General features: G+C 52.2%; 18 protein-coding genes and 1 pseudogene. 14 read left to right on the top strand and 5 right to left on the bottom strand.

What is annotated here, in order from left to right; all coding sequences use genetic code 11:
* Nucleotides 1-257 precede the first annotated feature (257 nt).
* From J1778_RS11710 to J1778_RS11755, 10 genes and pseudogenes are all read left to right on the top strand, one after another.
* Nucleotides 258-1355: a glycerol dehydrogenase gene (locus J1778_RS11710; protein WP_217173297.1), complete on the top strand. Its 1098-nt coding sequence runs from the start codon at nt 258-260 to the stop codon at nt 1353-1355.
* Nucleotides 1356-1665: 310 nt separating this feature from the next.
* Nucleotides 1666-4173: a type VI secretion system Vgr family protein gene (locus tag J1778_RS11715; protein ID WP_217173298.1), complete on the top strand. Its 2508-nt coding sequence runs from the start codon at nt 1666-1668 to the stop codon at nt 4171-4173.
* A complete protein-coding gene (locus tag J1778_RS11720) occupies nt 4166-6292 on the top strand; it encodes a T6SS effector phospholipase Tle3 domain-containing protein (protein ID WP_217173299.1) in 2127 nt (708 codons plus the stop codon). Before J1778_RS11715 ends, J1778_RS11720 begins: the two co-directional genes overlap by 8 nt.
* A gap of 18 nt (nt 6293-6310) precedes the next feature.
* Nucleotides 6311-7018, top strand: coding sequence for a T6SS immunity protein Tli3 family protein (locus J1778_RS11725; protein ID WP_217173300.1), 708 nt, complete (start codon nt 6311-6313; stop codon nt 7016-7018).
* Between the two features lies 1 nt (nt 7019).
* Nucleotides 7020-7715: a T6SS immunity protein Tli3 family protein gene (locus tag J1778_RS11730; protein WP_217173301.1), complete on the top strand. Its 696-nt coding sequence runs from the start codon at nt 7020-7022 to the stop codon at nt 7713-7715.
* 1 nt (nt 7716) lies between these two features.
* Nucleotides 7717-8411, top strand: a pseudogene (locus J1778_RS11735) (T6SS immunity protein Tli3 family protein).
* A 1-nt stretch (nt 8412) separates the two neighbouring features.
* Complete coding sequence (locus J1778_RS11740) at nt 8413-9120, top strand: T6SS immunity protein Tli3 family protein (RefSeq protein WP_217173302.1); 708 nt, start codon at nt 8413-8415, stop codon at nt 9118-9120.
* Between the two features lies 1 nt (nt 9121).
* Nucleotides 9122-9817, top strand: a complete 696-nt coding sequence (locus J1778_RS11745) for a T6SS immunity protein Tli3 family protein (RefSeq protein WP_217173303.1) — start codon at nt 9122-9124, stop codon at nt 9815-9817.
* A gap of 1 nt (nt 9818) precedes the next feature.
* Nucleotides 9819-10079, top strand: coding sequence for a PAAR domain-containing protein (locus J1778_RS11750; RefSeq protein ID WP_217173304.1), 261 nt, complete (start codon nt 9819-9821; stop codon nt 10077-10079).
* Nucleotides 10076-11449, top strand: a complete 1374-nt coding sequence (locus tag J1778_RS11755; RefSeq protein ID WP_217173305.1) for a hypothetical protein — start codon at nt 10076-10078, stop codon at nt 11447-11449. Before J1778_RS11750 ends, J1778_RS11755 begins: the two co-directional genes overlap by 4 nt.
* Before the next feature lie 51 nt (nt 11450-11500).
* On the opposite strand, the gene J1778_RS11760 is transcribed toward J1778_RS11755, so the two are convergent.
* Together J1778_RS11760 and J1778_RS11765 are read right to left on the bottom strand one after the other, a co-directional pair.
* On the bottom strand, nt 11501-12787 hold the full coding sequence (locus J1778_RS11760; protein WP_217173306.1) for a DUF445 domain-containing protein: 1287 nt from the start codon (nt 12785-12787) through the stop codon (nt 11501-11503).
* Complete coding sequence (locus J1778_RS11765) at nt 12787-13731, bottom strand: LysR substrate-binding domain-containing protein (RefSeq protein ID WP_217173307.1); 945 nt, start codon at nt 13729-13731, stop codon at nt 12787-12789. Before J1778_RS11765 ends, J1778_RS11760 begins: the two co-directional genes overlap by 1 nt.
* Before the next feature lie 171 nt (nt 13732-13902).
* Between J1778_RS11765 and J1778_RS11770 the strand changes: the two genes are divergently transcribed.
* The 4 genes from J1778_RS11770 to J1778_RS11785 all read left to right on the top strand — a co-directional run bounded on the left by J1778_RS11770 (nt 13903) and on the right by J1778_RS11785 (nt 20457).
* The gene (locus J1778_RS11770; protein ID WP_217173308.1) at nt 13903-15291 is read left to right on the top strand and encodes an MFS transporter; all 1389 of its coding nucleotides are present in this window, start codon (nt 13903-13905) and stop codon (nt 15289-15291) included.
* Nucleotides 15292-15370: 79 nt separating this feature from the next.
* Complete coding sequence (locus tag J1778_RS11775; RefSeq protein ID WP_217173309.1) at nt 15371-17032, top strand: multidrug ABC transporter permease/ATP-binding protein; 1662 nt, start codon at nt 15371-15373, stop codon at nt 17030-17032.
* Between the two features lie 24 nt (nt 17033-17056).
* Nucleotides 17057-17875, top strand: coding sequence for a hypothetical protein (locus tag J1778_RS11780; protein ID WP_217173310.1), 819 nt, complete (start codon nt 17057-17059; stop codon nt 17873-17875).
* A 149-nt stretch (nt 17876-18024) separates the two neighbouring features.
* Nucleotides 18025-20457 carry a DUF3772 domain-containing protein gene (locus tag J1778_RS11785; RefSeq protein ID WP_217173311.1) on the top strand — a complete coding sequence of 811 codons (2433 nt, stop codon included), beginning with the start codon at nt 18025-18027 and terminating at the stop codon, nt 20455-20457.
* A 336-nt stretch (nt 20458-20793) separates the two neighbouring features.
* Here the strand turns inward: J1778_RS11785 and J1778_RS11790 are convergent, their stop codons facing one another.
* The 3 genes from J1778_RS11790 to J1778_RS11800 are packed head-to-tail and all read right to left on the bottom strand — an operon-like array spanning nt 20794 to nt 26410.
* On the bottom strand, nt 20794-23916 hold the full coding sequence (locus J1778_RS11790) for an efflux RND transporter permease subunit (protein ID WP_217173312.1): 3123 nt from the start codon (nt 23914-23916) through the stop codon (nt 20794-20796).
* Nucleotides 23913-25157: an efflux RND transporter periplasmic adaptor subunit gene (locus tag J1778_RS11795; RefSeq protein ID WP_217173313.1), complete on the bottom strand. Its 1245-nt coding sequence runs from the start codon at nt 25155-25157 to the stop codon at nt 23913-23915. Before J1778_RS11795 ends, J1778_RS11790 begins: the two co-directional genes overlap by 4 nt.
* Entirely contained in the window at nt 25157-26410 is a 1254-nt protein-coding gene (locus J1778_RS11800; RefSeq protein WP_217173314.1) for a TolC family protein, read from the bottom strand. The genes J1778_RS11795 and J1778_RS11800 overlap by 1 nt, the downstream gene beginning before the upstream one ends.
* Nucleotides 26411-26424 lie beyond the last annotated feature (14 nt).

Genomic DNA, 26424 nt, shown 5'->3' on the forward strand with positions numbered 1-26424 from the left:
TGTATTCAATAGATGAAAGCTTACAAATAGCGTAATAGATTTTGTGAGGAAATCATGCCGGTTTATATAATCATTTCAGGGTATTAAATTAGGGCAAACTAATTTCTCCCGATATTTTAAATATCCTCACTTTTTGAAAATATTCTTTGCGAGTCATGCTGTTAATGTGAATTAAAAGGGTTGGGCTTCCTGCTGCCCTGCGGTACTCTCGGGAGAGTTATTCACGTAAGCCTTATCAACGAAAAGAGGTTTTTATCATGAGTAAATTTATCTTCTCTTCGCCAAGAAAATACGTTCAGGGCAGCGGTGTTCTGGATGAATTAGGGGATTATCTGCCTGCTCTGGGCGGAAAATCATTCCTGATAGCTGATGATGTCGTTTGGGGAATTATCGGTGAACGCGTTAAAGCGTCACTGAAAAAAGCCGACGTTGAATTTCATTATGAACGCTTTAACGGAGAAGCCTCGGCCAACGAAATAACCCGTCTCGCCGCCATTGCCCGCGATGCGGGAACGAAAGTAGTGGTGGGGCTCGGGGGCGGTAAAACGCTGGATACCGTGAAAGCCATTGCTGATGAACTGAAGCAAAATGTCGTGATTGTGCCGACCGTGGCTTCCACGGATGCGCCGTGCAGCGCGCTTTCTGTTATCTATTCAGATGAAGGCGTTTTCGAATCTTATCGCTTTTATAACAAAAATCCGGATCTGGTACTGGTAGATACCCATGTCTGCGCGCAGGCGCCGGTGCGTCTGTTTGCTTCCGGTATTGCTGACGGTCTGGCGACGTTCGTTGAAGCACAGGCTGTGCTGCGTTCACACTCTCACTCAATGGTGGGCGGGGATCCGACGATTGCCGGTATGGCGATAGCTGAAGCCTGTGAAAAAACGCTGCTGACTTACGGTTACAGCGCCTATACCTCCGTTGAGCAGAAACTGGTGACACCTGCGGTGGAAGCGGTAGTGGAAGCCAACACACTGCTTTCCGGTCTGGGCTTTGAGAACGCCGGCCTGGCGGGTGCCCATGCCATCCATAACGGTTTTACCGCGATTTCAGGTGACATTCATCATCTGACCCACGGCGAAAAAGTGGCGTACGGTACGCTGACCCAAATGGTGCTGGAACAGCGTCCTGACGAAGAAATCGCGAAATACGTGCGCTTCTACCGCTCCATCAAAATGCCAACCACGTTGAAAGAAATGCATCTGGAGAACGAATCTTTTGCCAGTCTGGTGAAAGTCGGTGCGCTGGCAGGTGGCGAGGGCGATACGCTGGGTAACCTGAACCACAATCTTTCTGCCGAAGAAGTGGCGAACGCAATACTGGCGGTAGATGCGTTCAGTAAATCTGTGAAGTAATGTGTTTTGCTCCCTCTGCAAAGGGGGAGCATTAACAGTCAACCAAACACTGCATTGTATAAATTCCACTTTTTCAGATGACCGACATAATAGTTGTATTTCTTATCCTGATTATTCTGAGGAGGATTTTTTATTTCGCTGCCTGTGAATGTATTTGTAATTGGTTGCATGAATTGTTTTGGTTTGTTTATGTTAATTTCTTATGCAACTATCTGATTTTTTATTGATAAATGCCATTTGATCATGAAGTCTTTGTTTGTGGCACTGAAAAGGATAAGAATGTCTGGCCTTTAATTCAGGAAAAACAAAAATGAATAATGAATTCCAGAATGCAGAGTCATTAAACCGGTATTTATTATGCTTCGAACTTAACGAAAACATTAATGCTGATGTATTATTTTTTACTGCGACCGAATACCTGAGCAAACCCTATAGATACATAATTAAATTCACCTGTCAGGATATGAGTGTCCCTGTAGAACAAGTGCTTAACTCGCCCGCATCTTTCCTTTTTCGCGCTCCCAATATTCATGCATTTCTTGATTCTGAACCGAAGTGGCTGGAGATGAAACAAGTCAATGGGATAATTACGTCATTCTCACGGATTGATTCCTCATCAGATGAAGCTTTGTATGAATGTGTTTTAGAAAACGAATTAGCGCTTCTTGATAGAACCCGAAAGTCTGCGGTCTATCTCGACATCACCGTTCCTGAACTGGTGAAAAAAGTGATGCTGGAACACAAACAGATTCAAAGCTACAAAATTGACGTTGATAAGCTCCAGTCCACATACCCTTCACGCGCAATGGTCATTCAGTGGCAGGAAACTGACCTGCAGTTTATTATGCGATTGTTATCGGAGGTTGGGATTTGGTTTCATTTTGAAAATCACCCCAAAATAACGACAGAAACCCTGACTGTATTCAGTGACAGCGGTACGGGTTATCAGTTTTCTGACAAGAAAATACCCTTTGTCAGAAACTCTGGTATGACAAACGAGAAGGAATACGTTACCGAACTCAGGGAATTCTATCACGTCGTTTCTGATGCCGTTAAAACCCGTAATTATAATTATCGAGCCCCGTCTTCCCCTCAGGCTGATAAGTCTGTTTATGTTCACGATATTTCAGAAAACATTCGTGCCGGGCAGGATTATCACTATGGCGATAATCAGCTTACTTCCGGCGATCACTATGGCGTTGAGGGCGAATCAGCGTCATTTTATGCCCGTATCCGCCACGAGTATTTATTGAATCGTCAAAGTATTTTTACCGCAGTAACCAATGACCCGCAGATTTCACCTGGCGTGATGTTCTATGCCACAGGCAACGTCCCGGTGGGTTTTAAACGGGGTTTTGTTGTTTGTAAGATTGAAATCAGCGGCAGTCGCGCAGAACATTTTACCTCGACACTGAGCGGCATCCCATACAGTGAGTCGTATTGTTTTCGCCCTGAACGTCTTCCCCGTCCGGTCATTTCCGGCACCGTGCCTGCGAGGGTATCAGCCAAAACACGTAATGCCCTCTATGCAGAAACGGATGCGCAAGGCCGTTACATTGTTAAATTCGATTTTGATCCCGATGAAAAAAAGAAAGGTTACGAAAGTGCTTTTGTCAGACTTGGCAGACCTTATGCTGGGGATACCTTCGGTTTTCATTTCCCCTTACTGGATAATACCGAGGTCGCGGTTGCCTTCGAGCTGGGCGATCCGGACAGGCCGTTCATTTCCCACGTTCTCCATGATGGTGCAAACCCTGATCTGGTCACCATTAAAAATGACACGCGGAACATTATCCGCACTGCCTCTTTCAACAAGATAAGACTTGAAGATAAACGCGGGCAGGAGCATATCAAACTCTCCACCGAGTACGGCAAAACGCAACTCAATAGCGGTCATCTGGTCGATGCCGAACGTAAAAAGCGCGGGGAAGGTTTTGAGTTACGCACCGACGCGTGGGGGACGGTACGTTCCGCTAAAGGGATGATGCTCACCACGGAGCCACAGCCCAAGGCTCAGGGAAAACAGCTCGATATGGCGGCAGCCATCAGCGCGTTGCAAAGCGCTTTGGCGCTTGCACAGACATTACAGCAATCCGCGACTACATCCGGTGCTGGCGCGGTTGATACCGGTACACAGCAGCAACTGAGCAAGGCGCTTGATCAGCTCACGTCACCCTCACTTCTGGCCTATGCAGGCCACGGACAGGCATTTATTACCCCGTCCTCGCTTCAGCTTTCGGCGGGCGATGATCTGATTGCCACCGCAGGCAGCAATGCCAGCCTGAACATCGTTAAAAAATTCTCGTTAGCCGTAGGCGAAAAGCTTTCTTTGTTTGCTCAGAAACTGGGGATTCAGATGATTGCCTCCGCGGGCAATGTCGAAGCTCAGGCACAGCGTGGCGAAATGCATTTACTGTCACAGCAGGATTTCACGCTGTCATCCACGGACGGCAAGATGACCATCAGTGCGAAGAAAGGCCTCCAGCTTTCCTGCGGTGGCGGCGGGATCCGCATTAATGCCGATGGCTCTGTTGAAATATTCTCTCCGACCGGTATTGAACTGAAAGGACCCAATCTGGCTTTCATGGGGCCGGAAAGCGTGACGACGACAGCACCTGCTTTTGAAAAAGGCACCTTCAGGCGGCGGTTCAAACTCCATTCTTCTGATGACCCTGACCAGCCTATTTCTAATCAAAAATTTCGCTTAACCGGTTCAGACGGAACGGTTACCGAGGGGATGACGGATGGTGAAGGACATTCATCCCTGCTTGATGCTGATGATATTCAAACGTTCAAAATGGAGTTTTTAAATGACTGAGCAGAAGGGCAGCCCTTACCAACCTCGCGTCATTGCGACCAATGAAATCGGTGTGCATCACTCGCTGGGTTTAGCGGCACAGACCTGCAGCATCGGGATTAAACGGCCAATGCCGTGCATCGTCATTCTGGTCCACGGGGTGAATGACGTCGGAGAAGCGTATCAGAACCAGGAAAAAGGCATCATCGCCGGATTGAGCAAGCGCCTTAATCGCGCCGATTTTTACCCGCATGAATGGCGGAATTTTATGCTGATGCATAATGAAGGTGCGCAGCAAAAAATCAAAGCTCCCGGCCGCTCACCGATAATTCCCTTCTACTGGGGCTATAAGCCCGTTACCCATGACGACTACATCAAAGATCAGCAAAAGTATCGTGATGAACTGAAGACTTTGCGCGACGACGCAAAACTCCCCTATGACGCGTATCAGGAAGATGATCCTAAAAAAATGGCGGCTCAGGGGAATGACGGCAGTAATCCCCTGAGATTTCAGAACGACAGTTTCAAAAATGCGCTGGATGCGAATTTTGCAAAAAATGGCGGCACGTTCGCCAACGCGACAACCAGCATACCGGATATGTTAGGGCCGGGTTCAGGGGGCGCGGTACTGGCGCCGGTTGGTTTCGCCACACTCTATATGAATGGCGGTGATTACACCCACCCGATTTACCCAAACCCGCACCGCATCTACCAGTTTTTTGCCGCACAAAGGCTGGCAGATTTAATCATGCAGATACGAAGCAACCAGGCTACAAGAAATGATGTGATAAACATCGTTGCCCACAGCCAGGGAACCATCATCACCATGCTGGCGAACATGCTGGTTAAACAGGCAGGGGGAGAACCGGCAAACTGCGTGATCATGAACCACTCTCCGTATTCCCTGGAAAGCCGGATAAGTGAGAACCTTCAGGAAGGAAATCAGCAGACCACCGGGGCCAGACAAAAGACTTTTAGAAACTTCTGCAACCTGATGGCGACGCAATACCGCGGCGGGCAACACACTGAGGAGGAAATTACGGCCATTGAGAGTCTGTGTGCGCTGCCCTCAGCTAAAAAAAACCAGTGGCATACTGACCCGCGCTACAGCCGGAATAATAACGGCAGAGTGTTTAATTATTTCTGTGCCGATGATGACATTGTTTCATTGCAGAACGTGCAGGGGATCTGCTGGCGGGGTGTGCCGCAGGCGATTGCGCAGGATATCCCTAATCTTTATCAGCGCGTCTTTGTCCAGCACGGTGAAGTAGGTAAGGCACCGGACGGACAGCCTTTTGTTTATCCCATCAAGAAATCCGGCGATTTCAGCACCGCATCAGGTATCAATGCCGCTTATTACTTTCGCGACGTAATACCCAACGGTGAGGAACTGCCGGAACCCTTCACATTTGTATTACAGGGGCAGAACACAAATTACGCATACGCTGTTGATCCTGACAGCCCTGACCAGACAATTTCCTATTCTGCCAAAGCGGGTGCGATAAGCCGGACAGACAAGGCTGTTTATCAGCTGGATAAATATGATTACCGCGACCTTATGCCGGGTTCGGTGCTCAGTGAACAACAACTGATTATCGAAAGTATCAGCCGGAAAAAGAAAATCATCAAAGGAGTTATCACAGGAACGCCTGAATATCGCGGTATTCAGCTTACCTGGCTGAAATCACGCGAAGAACTGGAAAAGGAATGGCTGAAAACTGATCCGGTGGGTTACAGCCAGCATTCTTCCATTGTGATGAGTGAATTTGCGCCGTCACATGCCATGGCTTTTGACCTGGCCATTGGTCAGTGCAAGTCATTCGATTATCAGGAAGGCAAGTTCTGGGAAAGTCTGCTCCATCGGGCTGACTGGCGGGATCCGTTGAATCCGTTTTCATTTGCTAAAAAATACTATCTGACGGGAAGATTACCTGAGGACGATACAAAACGTCATATGAGCAAACCCGAGCAGGTGCTTCCGAAAGGCGATTTTGGTGTGGACAACGGTTATGGGCCTCGCGAGAAACCCTATGTACGAAACAGAGTTGAAATCGAAATGGGGCTCTTCCCTGCAGGCAGTTCAGGAATGGTCACAGTCAACCAATGGGAAATGCCACAACCCTTAACGACAGCCAGCTGAAGTCATAAAGGAGAAACAATGAACGGAATAAAATTATTATCAGGCTTGCTTCTGATTTTAGCTGTCAACAACGTACAGGCCAAAAAAGTGTCGACGCAGGTGGTTTATCGGTTTGACGATCACCGTTATCTGGAACTTAAAGGCTGGAACTGCGAAGGGGAACTTTGGTATATCAACACCAAATTAGGGATACGTTCGGAAGTTGCCAGCCAGTTTTACCGGATTTTTACCCATAAATATGTCCATCCCTCTGAACGTTATATTGCCATCCCCTGGTGGGGAGGGGTGATAGGAAGTTTTACGGTATCTAAAGATTATGGGCAAACATGGGAAATAGGAAGTGCCCGAATGTCTCCTGGTCCAAATGAGCCTAACGGGGATAATGCCCCCCCTTATGACGATGCAATTTCTTTCACCGTCGTTAACGATCAGGGTTTTTTACTGACTAAAAAAAGCCTCTATATGTCATCCAAAGGATTTGATGACCCGCGCATCCTTCCTGGCGGGCCAGGTATCAATTTTACAGCGCCAGATGGCACCCTCGATACAATAAAGCCCAGATCCCCTGGATGGTCATGGGGAATGGTCTATATGACCAAAAGGGGGCTGGCAGATGCAACCAACCAATATAGAGCCGAGTGGTTTAACTTGCCGGATAAAGTCCCGGAGGTGAAGAGCTATCAGGGATGGGATCATATGCGCTGCAATATGGATGCGGGGAAATAGTATGAACGGAATAAAATTATTATCAGGCTTGCTTCTGATTTTAGCTGTCAACAGCGTACAAGCCAAAAAAGTGCCGACGCAGGTGGTTTATCGGTTTGATGATCACCGTTATCTGGAACTTAAAGGCTGGAACTGCGAAGGAGAACTTTGGTACATCGATACTCAAAAGGGTATTCGTTCAAATCCAGTGGGTCAGTTTTATCGCGTATTCACCCGAAAATTTGTACATCCCTCTGAGCGATATATTGCTTTAACAGGATGGAGTGCAGGAGGTTTTAGAGTATCTAAAGATTATGGGCAAACATGGCGTACCGCTATGTTTTCGCCCGGCCCTAATGAACCTGATGAAATGAATCAACCCCCGTCAGAAGATGTCATTTCTTTCACCGTCGTTAACGATCAGGGTTTTTTACTGACTAAAAAAAGCCTCTATATGTCATCCAAAGGATTTGATGACCCGCGCATCCTTCCTGGGGGGCCAGGTATTCCTTATACGGCATCTGATGGAACATCTCATAAAATTGAACCGCGTGCTCCAGGTTGGTCATGGGGCATGGTGTATATGACTAAAAGAGGGCTTGAGGAATCAAAAAGTCAATTCAAAGCCGAGTGGTTTAACTTGCCGGATAAAGTCCCGGAGGTGAAGAACTATCAGGGATGGGATCATATGCGCTGCAATATGGATGCGGGGAAATAGTATGAACGGAATAAAATTATTATCAGGCTTGCTTCTGATTTTAGCTGTCAACAGCGTACAGGCCGAAAAAGTGCCGACGCAGGTGGTTTATCGGTTTGACGATCACCGTTATCTGGAACTTAAAGGCTGGAACTGCGAAGGGGAACTTTGGTACATCGATACTCAAAAGGGTATTCGTTCAAATCCAGTGGGTCAGTTTTATCGCGTATTCACCCGAAAATTTGTACATCCCTCTGAGCGATATATTGCTTTAACAGGATGGAGTGCAGGAGGTTTTAGAGTATCTAAAGATTATGGGCAAACATGGCGTACCGCTATGTTTTCGCCCGGCCCTAATGAACCTGATGAAATGAATCAACCCCCGTCAGAAGATGTCATTTCTTTCACCGTTGTTAACGATCAGGGTTTTTTACTGACTAAAAAAGCCTCTATATGTCCTCTAAAGGATTTGATGACCCGCGCATCCTTCCTGGCGGGCCAGGTATTACCTATACCGTTGAAGATGGCACTATGCAAACGCTGGAGGCGCGTGCGCCGGGATGGGCGTGGGGAATGGTCTATATGACCAAAAGAGGGCTTGAGCATTCAACTAATCAATTCAGATCTGAATGGTTTAACTTGCCGGATAAAGTCCCGGAGGTGAAGAGCTATCAGGGATGGGATCATATGCGCTGCAATATGGATGCGGGGAAATAGTATGAACGGAATAAAATTATTATCAGGCTTGCTTCTGATTTTAGCTGTCAACAGCGTACAGGCCAAAAAAGTGCCGACGCAGGTGGTTTATCGGTTTGATGATCACCGTTATCTGGAACTTAAAGGCTGGAACTGCGAAGGGGAACTTTGGTATATCAACACCAAATTAGGGATACGTTCGGAAGTTGCCAGCCAGTTTTACCGGATTTTTACCCATAAATATGTCCATCCCTCTGAACGTTATATTGCCATCCCCTGGTGGGGAGGGGTGATAGGAAGTTTTACGGTATCTAAAGATTATGGGCAAACATGGGAAATAGGAAGTGCCCGAATGTCTCCTGGTCCAAATGAGCCTAACGGGGATAATGCCCCCCCTTATGACGATGCAATTTCTTTCACCGTCGTTAACGATCAGGGTTTTTTACTGACTAAAAAAAGCCTCTATATGTCATCCAAAGGATTTGATGACCCACGGATCCTTCCTGGCGGGCCAGGTATTCCTTATAAGGCATCTGATGGAACATCTCATAAAATTGAACCGCGTGCTCCAGGTTGGTCATGGGGCATGGTGTATATGACCAAAAGAGGGCTTGAGGAATCAAAAAGTCAATTCAAAGCCGAGTGGTTTAACTTGCCGGATAAAGTCCCGGAGGTGAAGAGCTATCAGGGATGGGATCATATGCGCTGCAATATGGATGCGGGGAAATAGTATGAACGGAATAAAATTATTATCAGGCTTGCTTCTGATTTTAGCTGTCAACAGCGTACAGGCCAAAAAAGTGCCGACGCAGGTGGTTTATCGGTTTGATGATCACCGTTATATGGAACTTAAAGGCTGGAACTGCGAAGGAGAACTTTGGTACATCGATACTCAAAAGGGTATTCGTTCAAATCCAGTGGGTCAGTTTTATCGCGTATTCACCCGAAAATTTGTACATCCCTCTGAGCGATATATTGCTTTAACAGGATGGAGTGCAGGAGGTTTTAGAGTATCTAAAGATTATGGGCAAACATGGCGTACCGCTATGTTTTCGCCCGGCCCTAATGAACCTGATGAAATGAATCAACCCCCGTCAGAAGATGTCATTTCTTTCACCGTCGTTAACGATCAGGGTTTTTTACTGACTAAAAAAAGCCTCTATATGTCATCCAAAGGATTTGATGACCCGCGCATCCTTCCTGGCGGGCCAGGTATCAATTTTACAGCGCCAGATGGCACCCTCGATACAATAAAGCCCAGATCCCCTGGATGGTCATGGGGAATGGTCTATATGACCAAAAGGGGGCTGGCAGATGCAACCAACCAATATAGAGCCGAGTGGTTTAACTTGCCGGATAAAGTCCCGGAGGTGAAGAGCTATCAGGGATGGGATCATATGCGCTGCAACATGGATGCGGGGAAATAGTATGAAAGGTGTTATTCGTTTGAACGATCCTCTGGTCAACGGGGGATATGTTAATCAGGCCTCCGGATCGCCGTTTATGGGCATCGCGGTTGCGCTTAAAGGCGACACGGTCATCTGTCTGGCCCACAATGGGATATTTCCAATCACCGGGTGTTGTGAAACCTGGACGATGAACGGGCGTGGCGTTGTGGTAGATGGTTGCACGGCAGCCTGTGGTTGCGCGATTAAAACCACCCTGCAAATTGCCGGAGCCTGTAAATGAGTCCATGGAAACTATACCCGCCTCTTAAAAAGAGAGAAAACTTTCGTTTCCCCTGGCTCGCTATCTTACTGGTATATCTTGTGGTGATCGCTATAGCGGTAGTGATAAGGGCTTTGTCCTGGCCTGATAATAAATCCGTTGAAGTCATGTTTTTTCTTCAGTCAGTGGTGGGACCTTTTCTCATAATTACATCAGGCTTATGCTACGCTGGTATGTTTCGCGCAGTTGAAGACTATTATCATGACGTTAAAAGGCAGTGTGTGGAGTGGGATCGTTATTATCTGAAAAAGTTTGCCCATAAACACCTTGTTATTGCTGGCTGTTCCACCATTTCTCCGGTGGATAATCTTGCTCTGCAATTACTTAAACTTGAGGGGCAGTTTCCACTCGCGCCGAAAACCCCGCTGAGAATAAAAATGAGGGAAGACTTTGAGGTGACGAAATCACAGTATATTTTTGATCAGCTTATTACTCCTCTGGCGGATAAAATAAGAAATCATCCTGAGACAGGGGTTTATTATTGGTTGCGTGAAGGTGATAATTCGACAACCGAAGAATTATACTGGGTACTGGATAGTCATGGTCTCAGGATTAAAAATGAAATAACGCAGTTATCTGAATGCCCGGATTATGGCGTGCTGTCAGCAATGATCGAAGAGTCAGGTAATCAGTGGCAATTTTGTCGTTTATTCATCATTGCCGATCTCTACAATGATGAAATGGTGAAAAGCATGGAAAGTGCCACGGCCGTGTTTATTTGCAAAGAATATCCGGTAAATGAAAAGCCCAAACCTGTTTATCTTTACCAGCCATTAACAGGCGATGCGGATCTCGCGGATTCGGTCCCGGTGTATCTGACGGCGGAGCAAACAATAATCCCCAAAACCCTCTGGTATACCGGATTAGCACAAACGGAAAAGTATCCACTTTTTAACGCATTGAATGAATGCAAAGCAGCAGCGGACAGAATCGATCTGGAACTGGCTTTTGGTGAATACACTGCAGGCTACAGGTGGCTTGCACTGGGCATTGCCACTGATGCCGTGAGGTATGCGCAGGGAGCGCAGCTTATTGCAGCATCCGAAAAGGGTAAACCTGCTTTAACGGTATTATCGGCAGCACAGCCTGCAGCGTTAAAAGTCCCCGAAGGGGATTATGTGGCTATGCCGTTACTGTGGTCTTTTCCAGCCCTTGTGATGGTAATAATCGCTTTCGTTTTTAGCTGGGGAGTTTATTTCGGCGTGCCAGAGGGTTGGGCAGTCATTATCTTTATCGCGATAATGCTTGTTATTACCCTGGTATTAGGTTTTTTACTTACCCGATTGGCGGTGAAATCTGCTGAAAACGATGTGGAATATCCGCAAGAGTAATATGAACGGACCCGAAATAATCAGACCCGTTTGTTGTGCGGGGAGAAGCCCTTAAATCCGCGCCATCACCCACGGGATCGCCACCGGCAGTTGCGAAAGCAGATACAGCGCCAGGCCGATAAAGGCGCCAACCAGCGTGCCGTTGATGCGGATAAACTGCAAATCCTTACCAATGTTCAGCTCAATTTGCCGCGACATGTCACGCGGATCCCAGCCTTTGACCGTATCGCTGATATGACGTGTCAGGAACTCAGCGAATTCCGGTGCGACTTTCTCCGCGATAGTTTCCATCTGCTGATTCAGCGAGTGGCGCAACTTTTCATCTTGTGCCAGCGCATTGCCCAGCCATTGGCCGGATTCGGTGACTTTGGCGAACACCCGCGAATCATCGCTTTCTAAATCCTCTTTCAGCCAGTTACGCATATCGCCCCACAGTTGCAAGACATAGGCGTTGAGCTTCTCGTCATCTTTCAGGTATTGCTTAATGTCTTCGGCTTTCTGCGCAGTCGCAGGGTCGTTTTGCAGCTTCCAGATAAAGTTCTGCACCGACCGGTCAAATCCTTTGCGGAAGGCGTGGGTTTTATCATTGCCCATATCGTCTAGCACCGAATTCACCGCGTTGGAAACTAAGTCTGCACCGTTGCGTCCGAGCCAGCCGGTGGGCAGCAGTTTGGCGGTCAGCGGATGCTCCCGCTTCATCCAGCCGACAATCTGCGCGGAAATAAACTGCCGCGTGCTGTCTTTCGCCAGCAAGATTTCCAGCTGATCCATCGCCTGATCCAGCAGTTCCTGATGACGTCCGTTTTTGGTCAGGCTTTCCAGCAAAGTGGCAATTGAAGCCGACAGGTCGATTTTGTCGATCACGCGGTACAGTGCGCGGCGCATCAGCTGGGCGATGCGCTGATCGTCGGTGACATCCAGAAAACCGCGGATCATCTTCACGGCATAGCTGGCAAACCGCTGTGCGTTATCCGGCGCATTCAGCCAGTCGGTCAGCATCCGCGCCGGGTCATGCTGGCGTATAAGCGTGATAAGCGTCGCGGGCGCGAGGAATTTTTCCTGCACAAAAACCGCCAGATTGTCGGCAATTTTGTCTTTGTTTTTGGGGATAATCGCCGTATGTGAGGCGACAAACGGCACCGGCACGCGGCGGAAAAGGGCCACTACGGCAAACCAGTCGGCCATTGCGCCGACCATCGCGGCCTCTGAAATAGCTTTCAGCCCGGAAACCCAGAAGTTGGGCGGCAGGAAAAGGGTGATGACAAACAGGGCGGCGGCAATCAGCAGCAGCCCCAGCGCGTTACGTTTACTTCGGCGAAGTTCTTGTTCTTTATCCATTACCTCAGTTTAGGAAGCGTGCGGCGGCCTGTCAGCTTTTTTCTTGCGATAGCGCCACTGGCGGTACTGTGTGCCGTCACCAGTTGACGAAAGGCGGCCAGCGCCGGGGTTTCGCCATCCTGCCGCCAGGCCATGTAGATTTCAGCAAATGCATCGGGATGGCTGAGCGGGCGGAACTCAATGTCCGGGAAGCCCAGCTGGCGTGCGCTTTCCGGCACAATAGCCAGCCCGATACCGGCGCGCACCAGCCCGAGAATGGTGTGCGTCTGGCTGCAATGTTGCACGTAATGCGGCACGACGTTGGCCTGTGCAAACAGCCCGGCCACGCAGTCGTAAAAGTATTTTCCTTCGGTGGCGGAATACATGATGAATGGCTGTCCGGCGAAGTCGCGCAGACGAATGAGGGGTTTTGCCGCCAGAGACGATGACACCGGCAGCGCCACGCATAACGGTTCGCGCAGCACACACTGATAGGCAAGAGGAAATAACGGCACCGGCTGGCGCACAAAGCCGATATCCAAAGTGCGCGCCGCCAGCGCCTGAAGCTGCGCGGAAGACACCATCTCTTTGAGCACCAGAGTGATTTCCGGTAATTCCTGCGCCGCCAGCGCGATAATCTGCGGAATTTGCCAGTAGCCGCTGACCGCCGTAAATCCCAGCATCAGCCGTCCGATTTCACCTTTCTCGACCCGTTTTACCGTCTCCTGCGCCTGTCCGGTGAATTCGAGGATCAGCTTTGCGTCGCGCAAAAATGTCTTTCCCGAAGCGGTCAGGCTGACATGCCGGTTGGTTCGTTCCAGCAAACACGCGCCAAGGGCATGTTCGAGTAACTGGATCTGACGGCTCAGCGGAGGCTGCGTCATAAACAATCTTTTTGCCGCGCGTCCGAAATGTAATTCCTCCGCGACCGCCACAAAACAGCGCAACTGGTTTAATTCAATCATTCAATTTTTGACTTGTTCCATTGTCTTTTTAACTTAGACCGTATCGTTAAATGTTTCTACTCTGTTAATTAATTTGGGTTTTTTAGATCCAAATGGCGTGGCCGAAACCGCAAAAACTGTGCATCCGGTCACAAAAAGCAAGGAATGCGCTCATAAGTCTGGAGAGAAAACATGACGTCCCCTACAGATGTGTCAGATAACGCCAAACCGCTGATTCGCGAATCGGCGTCAGAGGCAGTAAAACCGGGTCATTTCCGTTACGTGGTGCTGGGAATGATTTTTGCCATCACGGTGATTAATTACGCCGACCGCGCCACGCTGTCGATTGCCGGTACGGAAGTGTCGCGGGTGCTGAGTCTGGATCCGGTGATGCTCGGGATGGTTTTTTCGGCGTTTGCCTGGGCATATATGATCGGGCAAATCCCCGGCGGCTGGCTGCTGGATAAATTCGGTGCGCGGCGGGTATACGGTTGCAGCCTGATACTGTGGTCAGTGTTCACGATGTTACAAGGTACCGTCGGCTGGTTCGGTGTCAGCGGGATTTCGGCGGCTATCATGCTGTTCTTCCTGCGTTTTATGCTCGGGCTGGTCGAGTCTCCGGCATTTCCCGCCAATGCGCGCATCGTTGCCTGCTGGTTCCCGACCCACGAACGCGGCACGGCGACGTCACTGTTTAACTCTGCGCAATACATGGCGATTGGCGTATTCACGCCAATCATGGCGTGGCTGACTCACGCGCTTGGCTGGGAACATGTCTTCCTGTGGATGGGCGCGGTCGGACTTTTCGCCGGAATTTTGTGGTTCGCTTTTTATAAAGAGCCACACAGCAGTCCGCACATTAAACCTGCCGAACTTGAACACATCCGCGCTAACGGCGCACTGGTCGATCTCGAACTGAACCGCCGCGCCTCGCGTCAGAAATTTACCTTCCGCGAAGTGATGCAACTGTTCCAGAGTCGTACGCTGTGGGGCATTTATATCGGTCAGTACTGCATTACGTCGATGAGTTATTTCTTTATGACCTGGTTCCCGATTTATCTGATCAAAGGGCGCGGGATGACGGTCATGCAGGCCGGCTGGGTGGTGGCGCTACCGGCGATTTGCGGCTTTACCGGCGGGGTGCTGGGCGGTGTGATGTCGGATTACATGATCCGCCGCGGCATCAGTCCGTCGAAAGCGCGTAAAACGCCGTTCGTACTCGGCATGTTTTTCGCTGCCATGCTGGCAATGGCGAATTTTGTCTCCACAGATGCCGCGGTGATTGCGCTGATGACGCTGGCGTTCTTTGGCAAAGGTCTGTCAGCGATTGGCTGGGCGGTGATGTCCGATACGGCACCGGAGAAAATGATCGGCCTGAGTGGCGGGGTGTTCAACTGCCTCGGCAATGTGGCCGGGATTATAACGCCGGTCGTGATCGGCTACATCGTGGCGGCGACAGGTTCATTTAACCTCGCGCTGTGGTTTGTCGGAGCACACGGTTTGCTGGGCATGTTTGGTTATCTGGTGGTGGCCGGTAAGTTTGAGCGCATGGTGATAAGACCGGATGACAGGGTAAAATGAGAATTGTTCTTGATATGACAAGATGTGTCATTAAACTGCGTGCAGCATCATTTTCCTGCATTCAGAACGAGAAAAATTCATGGAGTTGTTACGCGTTGTTTTTAAGCAATACCGCTGGCCATTTTTAGGTGTGATGGCGCTGAGTTTGCTCAGCGCCGTTCTGGGCATTGGCCTGATCGCGTTTATCAATCTGAAACTGATTGAAACCACGCAGGCCTCCTTAATCGTTCTTCCGGAATTTCTCGGGTTGTTACTGTTGCTGATGGCCGTGACATTAGGCTCTCAGCTCGCCCTGACCGTGCTGGGGCACCACTTCATTTACCGCCTGCGCGGACAATTCATCAAACGTATTTTAGATACCGATATAGAGCGTATCGAGCAGATCGGTAATGCACAACTGCTTGCGAGCCTTGGCAGTGACATCCGCAATATCACACTGGCGTTCGTGCGCCTGCCGGAACTGGTGCAGGGGATTATCCTGACCATTGGCTGCGCCGGATATCTGGCGTGGTTGTCGCCGGAAATGTTGCTGGTGACGGTTATCTGGCTGGTGATCACCATCCTGGGTGGCTTTAAACTGGTGTCTCACGTATACCGCCATCTGGCGAAAGTACGCGATGCGGAAGACAAACTGCAGACTGATTACCAGAAAGTGATCGAAGGGCGCAAAGAGCTGGCGCTGAACCGCGAGCGGGCGCGTCATCTGTTTGACGAGGTGTATCGCAAAGATGCCGAAGAATATCGCCATCACATTATCCGCGCGGATACCTTCCATCTGAGCGCCGTGAACTGGTCGAATATCATGATGCTGGGCGCAATCGGCCTGGTGTTCTTTATGGCTAACGGCATGGGCTGGTCCAATACCGAAGTGGCGGCGACCTACTCCCTGACGCTGCTGTTCCTGCGTACACCGATGTTGCAGGCGGTCGGTGCGCTGCCAACCTTGCTCAGCGCGCAGGTGGCGTTTGGCAAACTGAAATCGCTGAAACTGGCAGAATACGACGAGGCGTTTACGCCAGCCATTGCTGCAAAACAGTGGCAGACGCTGGAATTGCGCGATCTGATGTTCAGCTATGAAGGCAAAGAAGAGGGCGCAGGTTTTGGCGTCGGTCCGTTGAATCTGACCATTACCCGCGGCGAACTGGTGTTTCTGATTGGCGGCAACGGCAGCGGAAAATCCACCATGGCGATGTTGCTGACCGGCCTGTATCAGCCGCGTTCCGGGCAGATCCTGCTCGATGGCGTGCCGGTGACCGCAGAAAATGCAGAACAATATCGGCAGATTTTCTCGGCAGTGTTTACTGATTTCCACCTGTTTGGACAGCTGATTGGCCCGCAAGGCGGACAGCCGGATCCGCGGGTCGTGGAAGACTGGCTGCAACGTCTGAAAATGAAAGAAAAACTCCAGTTCAGCGGCAACGAAGTCACCAACCTGCAACTGTCACAGGGGCAACGTAAGCGCGTGGCGTTGCTGCTGGCGGCGGCAGAAGGGCGAGACTTCCTGCTGCTCGACGAATGGGCAGCCGATCAGGATCCGCAATTCCGCCGGACGTTCTATCGTGAGCTGTTGCCGCAATTGCGTGATATGGGAAAAACCGTGCTGGCAATCAGTCACGATGATCACTATTTTGAACACGCTGATCGCCTGCTGGAGATGCGAACGGGCAAACTGACAGAACTGCACGGGCAGGCACGTATTGACGCCAGCCGTGATGCGGTCGCACAAATTGGAAGTCATTAAATTGTTTACTGAAGGCAAAGGATTATGAACTGGACAGAAGTGATGGTGTGGGGCCTCAGCGGCGTGGTGGTGGGCTCGCTGCTCGGAGCGTTATACAAAAAAGGCAAAATCGGGCGCATCCCGGCGGTCGTTTTATTTCTGGTGCTGATCGTCGGCGGCAATATTTTATGGGGCGGGGTGATCAAACCGCGTCTGGCAGGCAACAGCGAAGAGCAGAAAATAGACCAGGCGCTGGAAGCCCTGCCGCTGTATAACACCATCAAAATGCAGGAACCGGCGCTTTACGCACAAATCCGCAGCAATATCCTGAAGATGAAAAAAGAGGGCAAGCCGCAGCAGGAAGCGATCGACACCGTGAAACCGATGGTGTCCGTTCTGCTCTCGCAGCGTATCACCCATGCGCCGGACGCCAATGTAAACGAGGCGATGCAGGTCAATCTGGAAGAAATGCAGACGTTGCAGGCACGCAAAGACGGCAGCTGCTTTAAATTCCTTTACCCGCAGGTCAGTGGCGGGATTAATACTGCCGAGGTTCTGCCACCGGCGTTGTTCCAGAAAGATCTCAATACCATGAATGATTTACTGCTGGCGACCGGCAGCGGGCAGACTGCGCAGCCTGAAGCCGTCAGCGCCGAAAAAGTGGTGCAGATGATGGCGCCGGTGCGCGAGGCGCTGGCGAATATGTACGGCGAGCAATTGCAGATGTTCAGCGACCTGACCAAACCGGACGTCGATCGCGAAAAAGTCTGTGAAATTTCCATCAGCCTGTATTCCGGCATTCTGGCACTGCAACCTGCGGATTCTGCAGCGATCCTCCGTCAGATGCTGGGTAAAAACGACTAATCTGACAAAGGGCAGCCCTTTCTCCGGGCTGTCCCTTTTCAGACAATGAAACAAACAGACAATCCCTACTATTCTTCTTAATAAGAAAGAGTATTCTTCTTCCGCTTTTCTAAAACAATAATTTTTCGAGCTTCCGGAATCATCCTTCTATGCAAAAAATGTTAAGAGTGCCGTTGCTGCTGGCATTGTTGTCATGTTTATTCCTGACGCCGGTGCTGAGTTACGCGGACGACAGTACCGGTCAGCCTGACACAGCAGAACAACCGGTAAAAGTGAATGTCAGTACCGCCTTACCGGCATTACAAAAGCGTCTGGATCAGCTTAAACAACAGGTTTCATCGGCGAAAACGGATAAGAAATACACTGGCCTGACCGATGCCGCCCAGAAACTGGCAGAAGATGCCGACAAGCTGAATGCTGCGCTGACCCCTCAGCTGGCGCAGGTGCAGGCGCAGCTGGACGTTCTTGGCCCGGCACCCGCTCCGGGTACGCTCACTGAAACGCCGCAGGTGATCAGTCAGCGTAATAAGCTTAATGCCAGCAAAACGCTGATGACCACACAACTTGAGCAGACCAAAGCGATTGCCGTTGGCGCGCAAAATCTGTCTTCGCAAATCGCAGGCTTACGTCGTGATGCACTGAAAACCCAGATTGCGCTTAATACCGGCAGCATTCTCGGCAGCAATTTCTGGGCACCGCTGATTACGCCAAACGATGATGATGCGGCGCGTTTTGATGATTTTGGTTCGCAGGTTAAAGATGCCTGGACGCAGGCGTGGAGTGATGACTGGCGCGTCGCCACCGGCATTTATCTGTTTCTGGCGCTGGTGATTGGTGTGTTTGGTCGCCACGTGCTGGATAAACCGATGAACTGGATCCTGCCGCGCTGGTTGCCACAGGGACGCTTTCGTCGCAGTTTCCTGGCCTGTTTCACCACACTGAGCACCACGTTAACGCTGGGCATCAGCGTCCAGTTGCTGGGCTATATTTTCACCCGATTGCCGGATACTTCGCCGTGGGTGACAGAATTCGCCGAACAACTGGTCGAGCTGACCTATTTCTCTGCGGTGATCGCCGGGCTGGGTATTGCGTTACTTTCCAATAACCATCCGTCCTGGCGTCTGCCGGGGATTGCGGATCCGCTGGCGAAAACGCTGGCGTCATTCCCGGTTCTGCTGGCAGGCTTCATTTTCCTGTTCGGCATTATCGAACAGCTTAATAATCTGGTTGGTGCCAGCGTATCCGCCACCTTATTTGGCAACGGGTTAGCCGCGTTACTGGTTGCGCTCAACTGTCTGATAGCACCGGTTCGCGTCAACCGTATGCGCCGCAAGATGAAGGCAGAGGGCGAGCAGACCGAAGCGCGCTCCACGCTGGCAGGGCTTATCCACCTGGTGATCAGCCTGACCGCTTTTGTCATTCTGATGGCGTTGCTGATCGGTTACATCCCGCTGGCGCGTTTCGTGACCTTCGAGCTGCTGTGGATTGGTCTGGTGGTCAGTTGCCTGTACCTGCTGATCCACTTCGTGGTTGATCTCTGCGAAAGCGTGTTTTCGCCGACCACGCACAGCGGCAAAATCCTCAAAGGCACGCTGAGCGTCAATGACCGCCATCTGTCTCTGGCCGCCACATTATTCTCGGCAATCGGCAAAACCGCACTGCTGCTGATGGCCGCCGTTGCGCTGCTAAACGGTACGTTCGGTACCACGACGCCGCTGGAACTGCTGGCAAAAATCGTCGATATCTGGGGCGGAAAGGGCCTCGAAAGCATGAACATCATTCCGGCGCACGCGGTTAACGCGGTGCTGTGTCTGGTGGTCGGCTGGTATATTCTGCGCTCTGCACGTCGCTGGCTGGACAACGATTTCCTGCCGAAAACCATGATGGATCGCGGGATGCGCGCCTCACTGGTGACGCTGTTCACCAACGTGGGTTATGTGCTGATCATCCTGCTGACGCTGTCGTCGCTGGGCATTGAATGGAACAAACTGGCATGGATCGTCAGTGCGTTGTCAGTCGGTATCGGTTTTGGTCTGCAGGAGATTGTGAAGAACTTTATCTCCGGTCTGATCCTGCTGACAGAACGTCCGGTTAAAGTGGGCGATTTGATCAGCATCAGCGGCGTAGAAGGGGACATCCGTCGTATTAATGTCCGCGCTACTGAAATTCAGCTGAGTGATAAATCCACCGTGATTGTGCCGAACTCACAGCTGATATCGCAGAACGTGCGTAACGCCACCATGGGTAACGCCCAGGGCGTGGCGACGATCGCACTGACATTCCCGCTGGATATCGACCCTGAACAGGTGAAGACATTGCTGCTGGAAGCTTACAACCTGCACGAATCCATTCTGGAAAATCCACCGGCATCGGTAAGTTTCAAAGAACTTGGCCCAACCGGGATTGTGCTGAGCGTGACCGGTTACGTAAACAGCCCGCGCATGGTCAGCGGTACACGCAGTGATTTGCTGTACGAAATCCTCAAAATGCTGCGGGCAGCGGGGATCAGTCTGAGTCAGACGCAGACGATGATTTTGGAAAAACCGGCAGAGAGGGTTGTTCCGGTGGAGGAGCAAAGATAAAAACATTCTGCCGTTGAATTTAAGATCATGCGGGCGTTTCAGAAAGCTTGCTGAATGAGAGGTTGCAGACCTGAGGCTGCAATCCCGAAATGAAGGCACCGCGCAGCGGCAAGGTTTCCAGCCTGTCACAAAGGTAACTGAAACATGGCTGACTGCGATAGCGCGCAGTGAAAAAGCGAGGAGGAATCCAAAGGAGGAAAAGCACTTTTCTCCTTTGGGCGGTTTCGGCGCAGTGCGTCAGGTGAGCACTACACATGAAAAACCGAAATTTTCTCGATCAGCTTTCAGTGCAACTCAGAAACCGAAATTTTCTCGACCAAGCCTGCACTGCAAGTGCTAATTCCGCCTCCTGTGCGCCAGCAAATAAACCACCGGGATGACCAGCATCGATAATAACGGCGCACTCACCATTCCGCCGATCATCGGCGCGGCAATGCGTTGCATCACTTCTGAACCGGTGCCTCCGCCCCACATAATCGGCAGTAAACCCGCCATAATCGTGGCGACCGTCATGGCTTTTGGCCGGACGCGCAGCACCGCGCCGTGGTGTATCGCCTCGCACAGTTCTGCTTCAGTCATTTCTTCACCGGCTTTGTGCTGACGTTGTACCGCCTGATTCAGATACAGCACCATAATTACCCCGAACTCTGCGGAGACACCTGCCAGCGCGATAAAGCCAACTGCGGCGGCGACCGAGAGGTTAAAGCTGAGCAGATACAACAACCACACGCCGCCGGTCAGAGCAAACGGCAGTGTCGCCATAATCAGCAATGCATCGCGCACGCTGCTGAATGTGACATACAACATCACAAAGATGATCAGCAGCGTCACCGGCAGCACGATTTTCAGTTTCGCCGTGGCGCGTTCGAGATATTCGAATTGCCCCGACCAGCTCACCGTGACACCTTCAGGCAATTTCACCTGCTGCATCACCTCCTGCTGCATGTCTTCGACGGCAGATTTCAAATCGCGGCCGCGTAAATCCACATAGATCCAGTCCGAGAGGCGGGCGTTTTCGCTTTTCAGCATCGGCGGGCCGTCGGTGACGTTAACCGAAGCCAGCGCCGACAGCGGTACCTGCGCGCCGGAGGCAGTCAGCACCGGTAAATCACGCAAGGCCTGCACGTTGTCCCGCAGCTCTCGCGGATAGCGCAGGTTAACCGGATAACGCTCGCGGCCTTCCAGCGTTTCGCCGATATTCTCCCCGCCGACCAGTGTTGATACCAGTGATTGCAGCTCGGCAACCGTGACACCGTAACGTGCGGCTTCGCGGCGGTTGATATCAATATCGACATAACGGCCACCCTCCAGCCTTTCGGCCAGCGCCGAGGTGACGCCGGGCACCTGCCTCACGATATGCTCAATCTGCTGCGCAACGGCTTCGATTTGCGCGATGTTATTGCCGTTCACCTTGATACCTACCGGGCTTTTGATGCCGGTCGCCAGCATGTCAAGACGGTTGCGGATAGGCGGCACCCAGACGTTGGCGATGCCGGGTAATTTCACCGCATTATCGAGTTCCGTCACCAGTTTGTCCGGCGTCATGCCAGGCCGCCACTGGTCGCGGGGCTTAAAGCGGATGGTAGTTTCAATCATGGTCAGCGGCGCAGGATCGGTGGCGCTGTCGGCGCGTCCGGCTTTACCAAACACGCTGGCGACTTCCGGCACGGTTTTGATTAACCGGTCCGTTTGCTGTAATAAACGCGCGGCTTCACGGGCGGAAATCCCCGGCAGCGTGGACGGCATATACAGCAGATCGCCTTCATCCAGCGGCGGCATGAATTCACTGCCGAGTTTCGCCAGCGGATACAGTGACACCAGCAGAAACAGGGCGCTGCACAATAGCGTGGTTTTCGGACGTTTCAGCACGGCAGAGAGCACCGGCTGATAGACGGCAATCAGCCAGCGGTTAATTGGGCTGGCGTTTTCATCAGGGATTTTCCCGCGAATGAAATAGCCCATCAGCACCGGTACCAGCGTGATGCCGAGCCCGGCAGACACCGCCATCGCGTAGGTTTTGGTGAATGCCAGCGGCGAGAACATCCGGCCTTCCTGCGCCTCCAGCGAAAATACCGGAATAAACGACAGTGTGATGATCAGCAAACTGCAAAACAGTGCCGGACCGACCTCTGTGGCGGCGCGCTCAGACACTTTCCAGTAATCCGCAGATGTTGGCTGCTGGCCAGGATGATCGTGCCGCCATTGTTCCAGCACCTTATGCATATTCTCGATCATCACAATCGCCGCATCCACCATCGCCCCGATGGCAATTGCTATCCCGCCAAGTGACATAATATTGGCGCTGACGCCCTGATAATGCATGACGATAAACGCGCCGAGAATGCCAAGCGGCAGGGTGATGATCGCCACCAGCGCCGAGCGGAAGTGGAACAGAAACAGCGCGCAGACGACGGCCACTACCACGAATTCTTCCAGCAGTTTGTGCGAAAGCGTTTCGACAGCGTGTTCTATCAGCGGCTGGCGGTCATACACCGGCACGATTTCCACGCCCGCAGGTAAGGTTCGGGCAAGAGCGTTAAGGCGCACTTTTACGGCTTTCAGCGTTTCAAGCGCGTTTTTGCCTGAGCGCATGACGATGACGCCACCTGCCACTTCGCCTTCACCGTTAAGTTCCGCGACGCCGCGCCGCAGTTCAGGGCCGGTGCGTACCGTCGCAACATCGGAAAGCAGCACCGGAATGCCGCTGTTTACCGTCACCACCACATTATTGAAGTCCTCCAGACTTTTAAGATAGCCGGAGGTGCGCACCATATATTCGGCTTCGCCCATTTCCAACAGCGAACCGCTGCTTTCCTGATTGGCGCTCTGTAATGCGCTGACTAACTGCTGATGGGTGACGCCACGGGCGCGCATCCGCTGCGGATCGGCGACTACCTGATACTGACGCACCATGCCGCCGATGCTGGCAACTTCAGACACATTCGGCACGGTTTTCAAATCATAACGCAGCGTCCAGTCCTGCAATGCCCGCAACTGCTCCAGACTGTGTTTACCGGTTTTGTCGATCAGCGCATATTCGTAAATCCAGCCGACGCCGGTGGCATCCGGTCCCAGCGAGGCTTTGGCTCCGGCAGGCAGTGAAGATTGCACCTGACTCAGGTATTCCAGCACGCGGGAACGTGCCCAGTAAGGATCGGTGCCATCATCGAACAGCACATAAACATAGGCATCGCCGAACATCGAAAAGCCGCGTACGGTTTTGGCACCGGGGACGGAAAGCAGCGTAGTGGTCAGCGGATACGTCACCTGATCTTCAATGATTTGCGGCGCTTTGCCCGGATAACTGACGCGCACGATCACCTGCACATCAGACAGATCCGGCAGGGCGTCGAGCGGTGCTTTCTGCAATGACCAGATGCCCCAGCCCGCCATCATCAGCGCGGCCAGTAACACCAGCAGCCGGTTCTTCAGCGACCAGCGGATCACGGCGGCAATCATAAATCACCTCCGTGCTGATGCGTTTCCAGGGCCGGAGTGTTGGCGGCAGGCAGCGCACTGCGCAGGCTGGCTTCGGAGTCGATCAGGAACTGTCCGGAAGTGACAACAGACTGACCTTCCTCAAGGCCGGAAATTACCTGCGTCCAGCCATCACGCATCGCACCGGTCGTCACTGCCTGCGGAGTGAAATGCCCGTTGCCGTCGTCGAGCAGCACGGTATTGCGGCTGCCGGTCTGGATCAGGGCTTCCTGCGGGATCGCCAGCACCTCCGTCTGCGCACTGACATCCGGCGAGAGATTGAGATACATGCCGGGGCGCAGTTTTTCCTGCGGATTATCCATTACCACCCGGGCTTTCAGCGTGCGGCTGACGGTATCGACATCCGGCAATAATTCGCTGATCGTGCCGTGAAATACCTCGCCCGGCTGGCTTACGGCGGTGGCGGTCACTTTACTGCCCGTCTTAATCTGACCGGCGGCAGAAGGCGGGTAGTCCAGAACAATCCACACCTGTTTCAGGCTGGTCAGTTCGAACAACGGCTGCGTGGCGCTGACCTGTGCGCCTTCGCGGACGAAAAGCTGGCTGAGATAACCGTCTTCCGGCGCGAGCACATCAATGCGGGTTTGCGGCTGCCCGGTTTTATCGACGCGGTGCAAAATGTCTTCCGGCATAAACTGTAACGCCAGACGCTGGCGTGCGGCGGCGTTGAGGTTGCGGTCACCCAGCTGACGCACTGCCAGATATTCCTGCTGCGCAGCGGTCCAGTCGGGTATCCACAGCGTCGCCAGTTTCTGGCCTTTCTTCACCGGCTGCTGGCTGGCGGCGACATACAGTTTTTCGACTAAACCGTTTGCACGCGCCGCGACCGTACGCAGACTGCGTTCATCGGTGCTGACAGTGCCGTAAACATTCAGCGGTGCCGATAACATCCGTCGTTGCACCTTTTCACTGCGCATACCGAGATTTTGCTGCTGACGGGCGCTGACCGTCACACCGCCGTCATCCGTCACTTCATCGGCATAGCGCGGCATCAGGTCCATATCCATAAAGGGTGATTTACCCGGTTTATCGAAACGCTGATCCGGTGTCATCGGGTCATACCAGTACAGCACTTTGCGTTCAGCGGGCGCGGCGGAAGCCTGCGTTTGCGCGGGCTGGCTGTGGCGGCCGGCGACATAACCGGCAGCCAGTGCGGCCAGGATGGCGGCAGCCAGCAGGCTGTAAGTTTTCATGCCAATCATTATTGATTCTCCTGTGGCGCAAGATAGCGCAGGGCGACCCAGGAACGGGCAACCTCCAGTTCGGCATTACGTTCGGCAAGCTGGCTGTCCAGCAGGGTGCGACGCGCTTCGAGGACGTCATTCAGGCTGCTTTTTCCTGCGCGGTACTGCGCCTGAATCACGCTGATACGCTGGCGTTGCAACGGGATAACGTCATTTTTCTGCCGCTGCCAGAGCGTACTGGCGGCCTGATATTGCGCCAGCAAACTGGTCAGCTGCGCCTGATGGTCACGCACCAGCTGTGCCAGCCGGTCATTACTTTCCAGCGCCATCGACTGATCGGCGGCGTGATCTTTATCCTGCCGCGACGCGGTAAACAGAGGCAGATCGACGGTAAACATCACACCCGCCAGATCCTCATAACGGTCGGCGCGGTGGGCGTAATACACTTCCACGCCGACATCCGGCAGGGCGGCAATCGCCGACTGCGAAGATTTCGCCTGCGCGACCTCGGCCTCACGCCGCGCCTGAATAATTTCAGGGTGCTGCTCGACGCTGCCCGACCGCGAAGCCTGAACCGGCAGGGACACAACATCCGGAATAGCGCCGTTGATTTCAGGCTGATCGATGCCAGTCAGCTGGCTTAACCGGGTACGCGCCAGCTGAACATCGCGTTCTGCCTGCGTCAGCTTGTCCTGCATGCTGATCAGGGTCAGGCGGGCATCGAGCACGGAAGCGGGCAGCGAACTGCCACTGCTGACACTGCCGCGTGAAACGCCAATCTGCCGCGAGCTCTCATCCACCAGCTGCTGTATCTGGCTGACGTTTTGCTCGCCGATAGCCAGCTCCATCCAGGCGAGGGCAGCATCACGCTGCAGGCGCGCCCGGATACTCTGGCTGGTGGCGGTGATCTGGCGGGATTCGGCGCGCAGCGTGTCGGCTTTTCGCTGGCGTTTATTGCTGCTGACGTAATCCTGCATGATGCCGATGCGTTCCATGGTCATGCCTTCACGGCTGAACCGGTCGGTATTGCCGCCACTAACCGGCAGATTTTCGATGCCAAATTTCAGCTTCGGATCCGGCAGCTGCATGGCTGAATCCGCACGGTTATCCAGCGCGTTAATCTGATGACGGCTGGCAGAAAGCTCGGCGGAGTAATCCTGCGCGGCGACCAGCGCCTGCGGCAAAGTGACGGGTGTGGCAAAGGCGCTGAGCGGCATAAAAGCCAGCAGCCATTGCCACGTCACCCCTGGGTGACGCGGTAAAATAAACATGGTGTAACTCCCGG

This window comes from Rahnella bonaserana, assembly GCF_019049675.1.
Lineage (GTDB): Bacteria > Pseudomonadota > Gammaproteobacteria > Enterobacterales > Enterobacteriaceae > Rahnella > Rahnella bonaserana.

Bases quoted from the DNA above. Each gene is read 5' to 3' on its own strand.
- J1778_RS11740 (WP_217173302.1), top strand. From the start codon at position 8,413: ATGAACGGAATAAAATTATTATCAGGCTTGCTTCTGATTTTAGCTGTC.
- J1778_RS11795 (WP_217173313.1), bottom strand. From the start codon at position 25,157: ATGATTGGCATGAAAACTTACAGCCTGCTGGCTGCCGCCATCCTGGCC.
- J1778_RS11715 (WP_217173298.1), top strand. From the start codon at position 1,666: ATGAATAATGAATTCCAGAATGCAGAGTCATTAAACCGGTATTTATTA.
- J1778_RS11745 (WP_217173303.1), top strand. From the start codon at position 9,122: ATGAACGGAATAAAATTATTATCAGGCTTGCTTCTGATTTTAGCTGTC.
- J1778_RS11720 (WP_217173299.1), top strand. From the start codon at position 4,166: ATGACTGAGCAGAAGGGCAGCCCTTACCAACCTCGCGTCATTGCGACC.
- J1778_RS11770 (WP_217173308.1), top strand. From the start codon at position 13,903: ATGACGTCCCCTACAGATGTGTCAGATAACGCCAAACCGCTGATTCGC.
- J1778_RS11790 (WP_217173312.1), bottom strand. From the start codon at position 23,916: ATGATTGCCGCCGTGATCCGCTGGTCGCTGAAGAACCGGCTGCTGGTG.
- J1778_RS11800 (WP_217173314.1), bottom strand. From the start codon at position 26,410: ATGTTTATTTTACCGCGTCACCCAGGGGTGACGTGGCAATGGCTGCTG.
- J1778_RS11755 (WP_217173305.1), top strand. From the start codon at position 10,076: ATGAGTCCATGGAAACTATACCCGCCTCTTAAAAAGAGAGAAAACTTT.
- J1778_RS11730 (WP_217173301.1), top strand. From the start codon at position 7,020: ATGAACGGAATAAAATTATTATCAGGCTTGCTTCTGATTTTAGCTGTC.
- J1778_RS11780 (WP_217173310.1), top strand. From the start codon at position 17,057: ATGAACTGGACAGAAGTGATGGTGTGGGGCCTCAGCGGCGTGGTGGTG.
- J1778_RS11785 (WP_217173311.1), top strand. From the start codon at position 18,025: ATGCAAAAAATGTTAAGAGTGCCGTTGCTGCTGGCATTGTTGTCATGT.
- J1778_RS11750 (WP_217173304.1), top strand. From the start codon at position 9,819: ATGAAAGGTGTTATTCGTTTGAACGATCCTCTGGTCAACGGGGGATAT.
- J1778_RS11710 (WP_217173297.1), top strand. From the start codon at position 258: ATGAGTAAATTTATCTTCTCTTCGCCAAGAAAATACGTTCAGGGCAGC.
- J1778_RS11725 (WP_217173300.1), top strand. From the start codon at position 6,311: ATGAACGGAATAAAATTATTATCAGGCTTGCTTCTGATTTTAGCTGTC.
- J1778_RS11760 (WP_217173306.1), bottom strand. From the start codon at position 12,787: ATGGATAAAGAACAAGAACTTCGCCGAAGTAAACGTAACGCGCTGGGG.
- J1778_RS11775 (WP_217173309.1), top strand. From the start codon at position 15,371: ATGGAGTTGTTACGCGTTGTTTTTAAGCAATACCGCTGGCCATTTTTA.
- J1778_RS11765 (WP_217173307.1), bottom strand. From the start codon at position 13,731: ATGATTGAATTAAACCAGTTGCGCTGTTTTGTGGCGGTCGCGGAGGAA.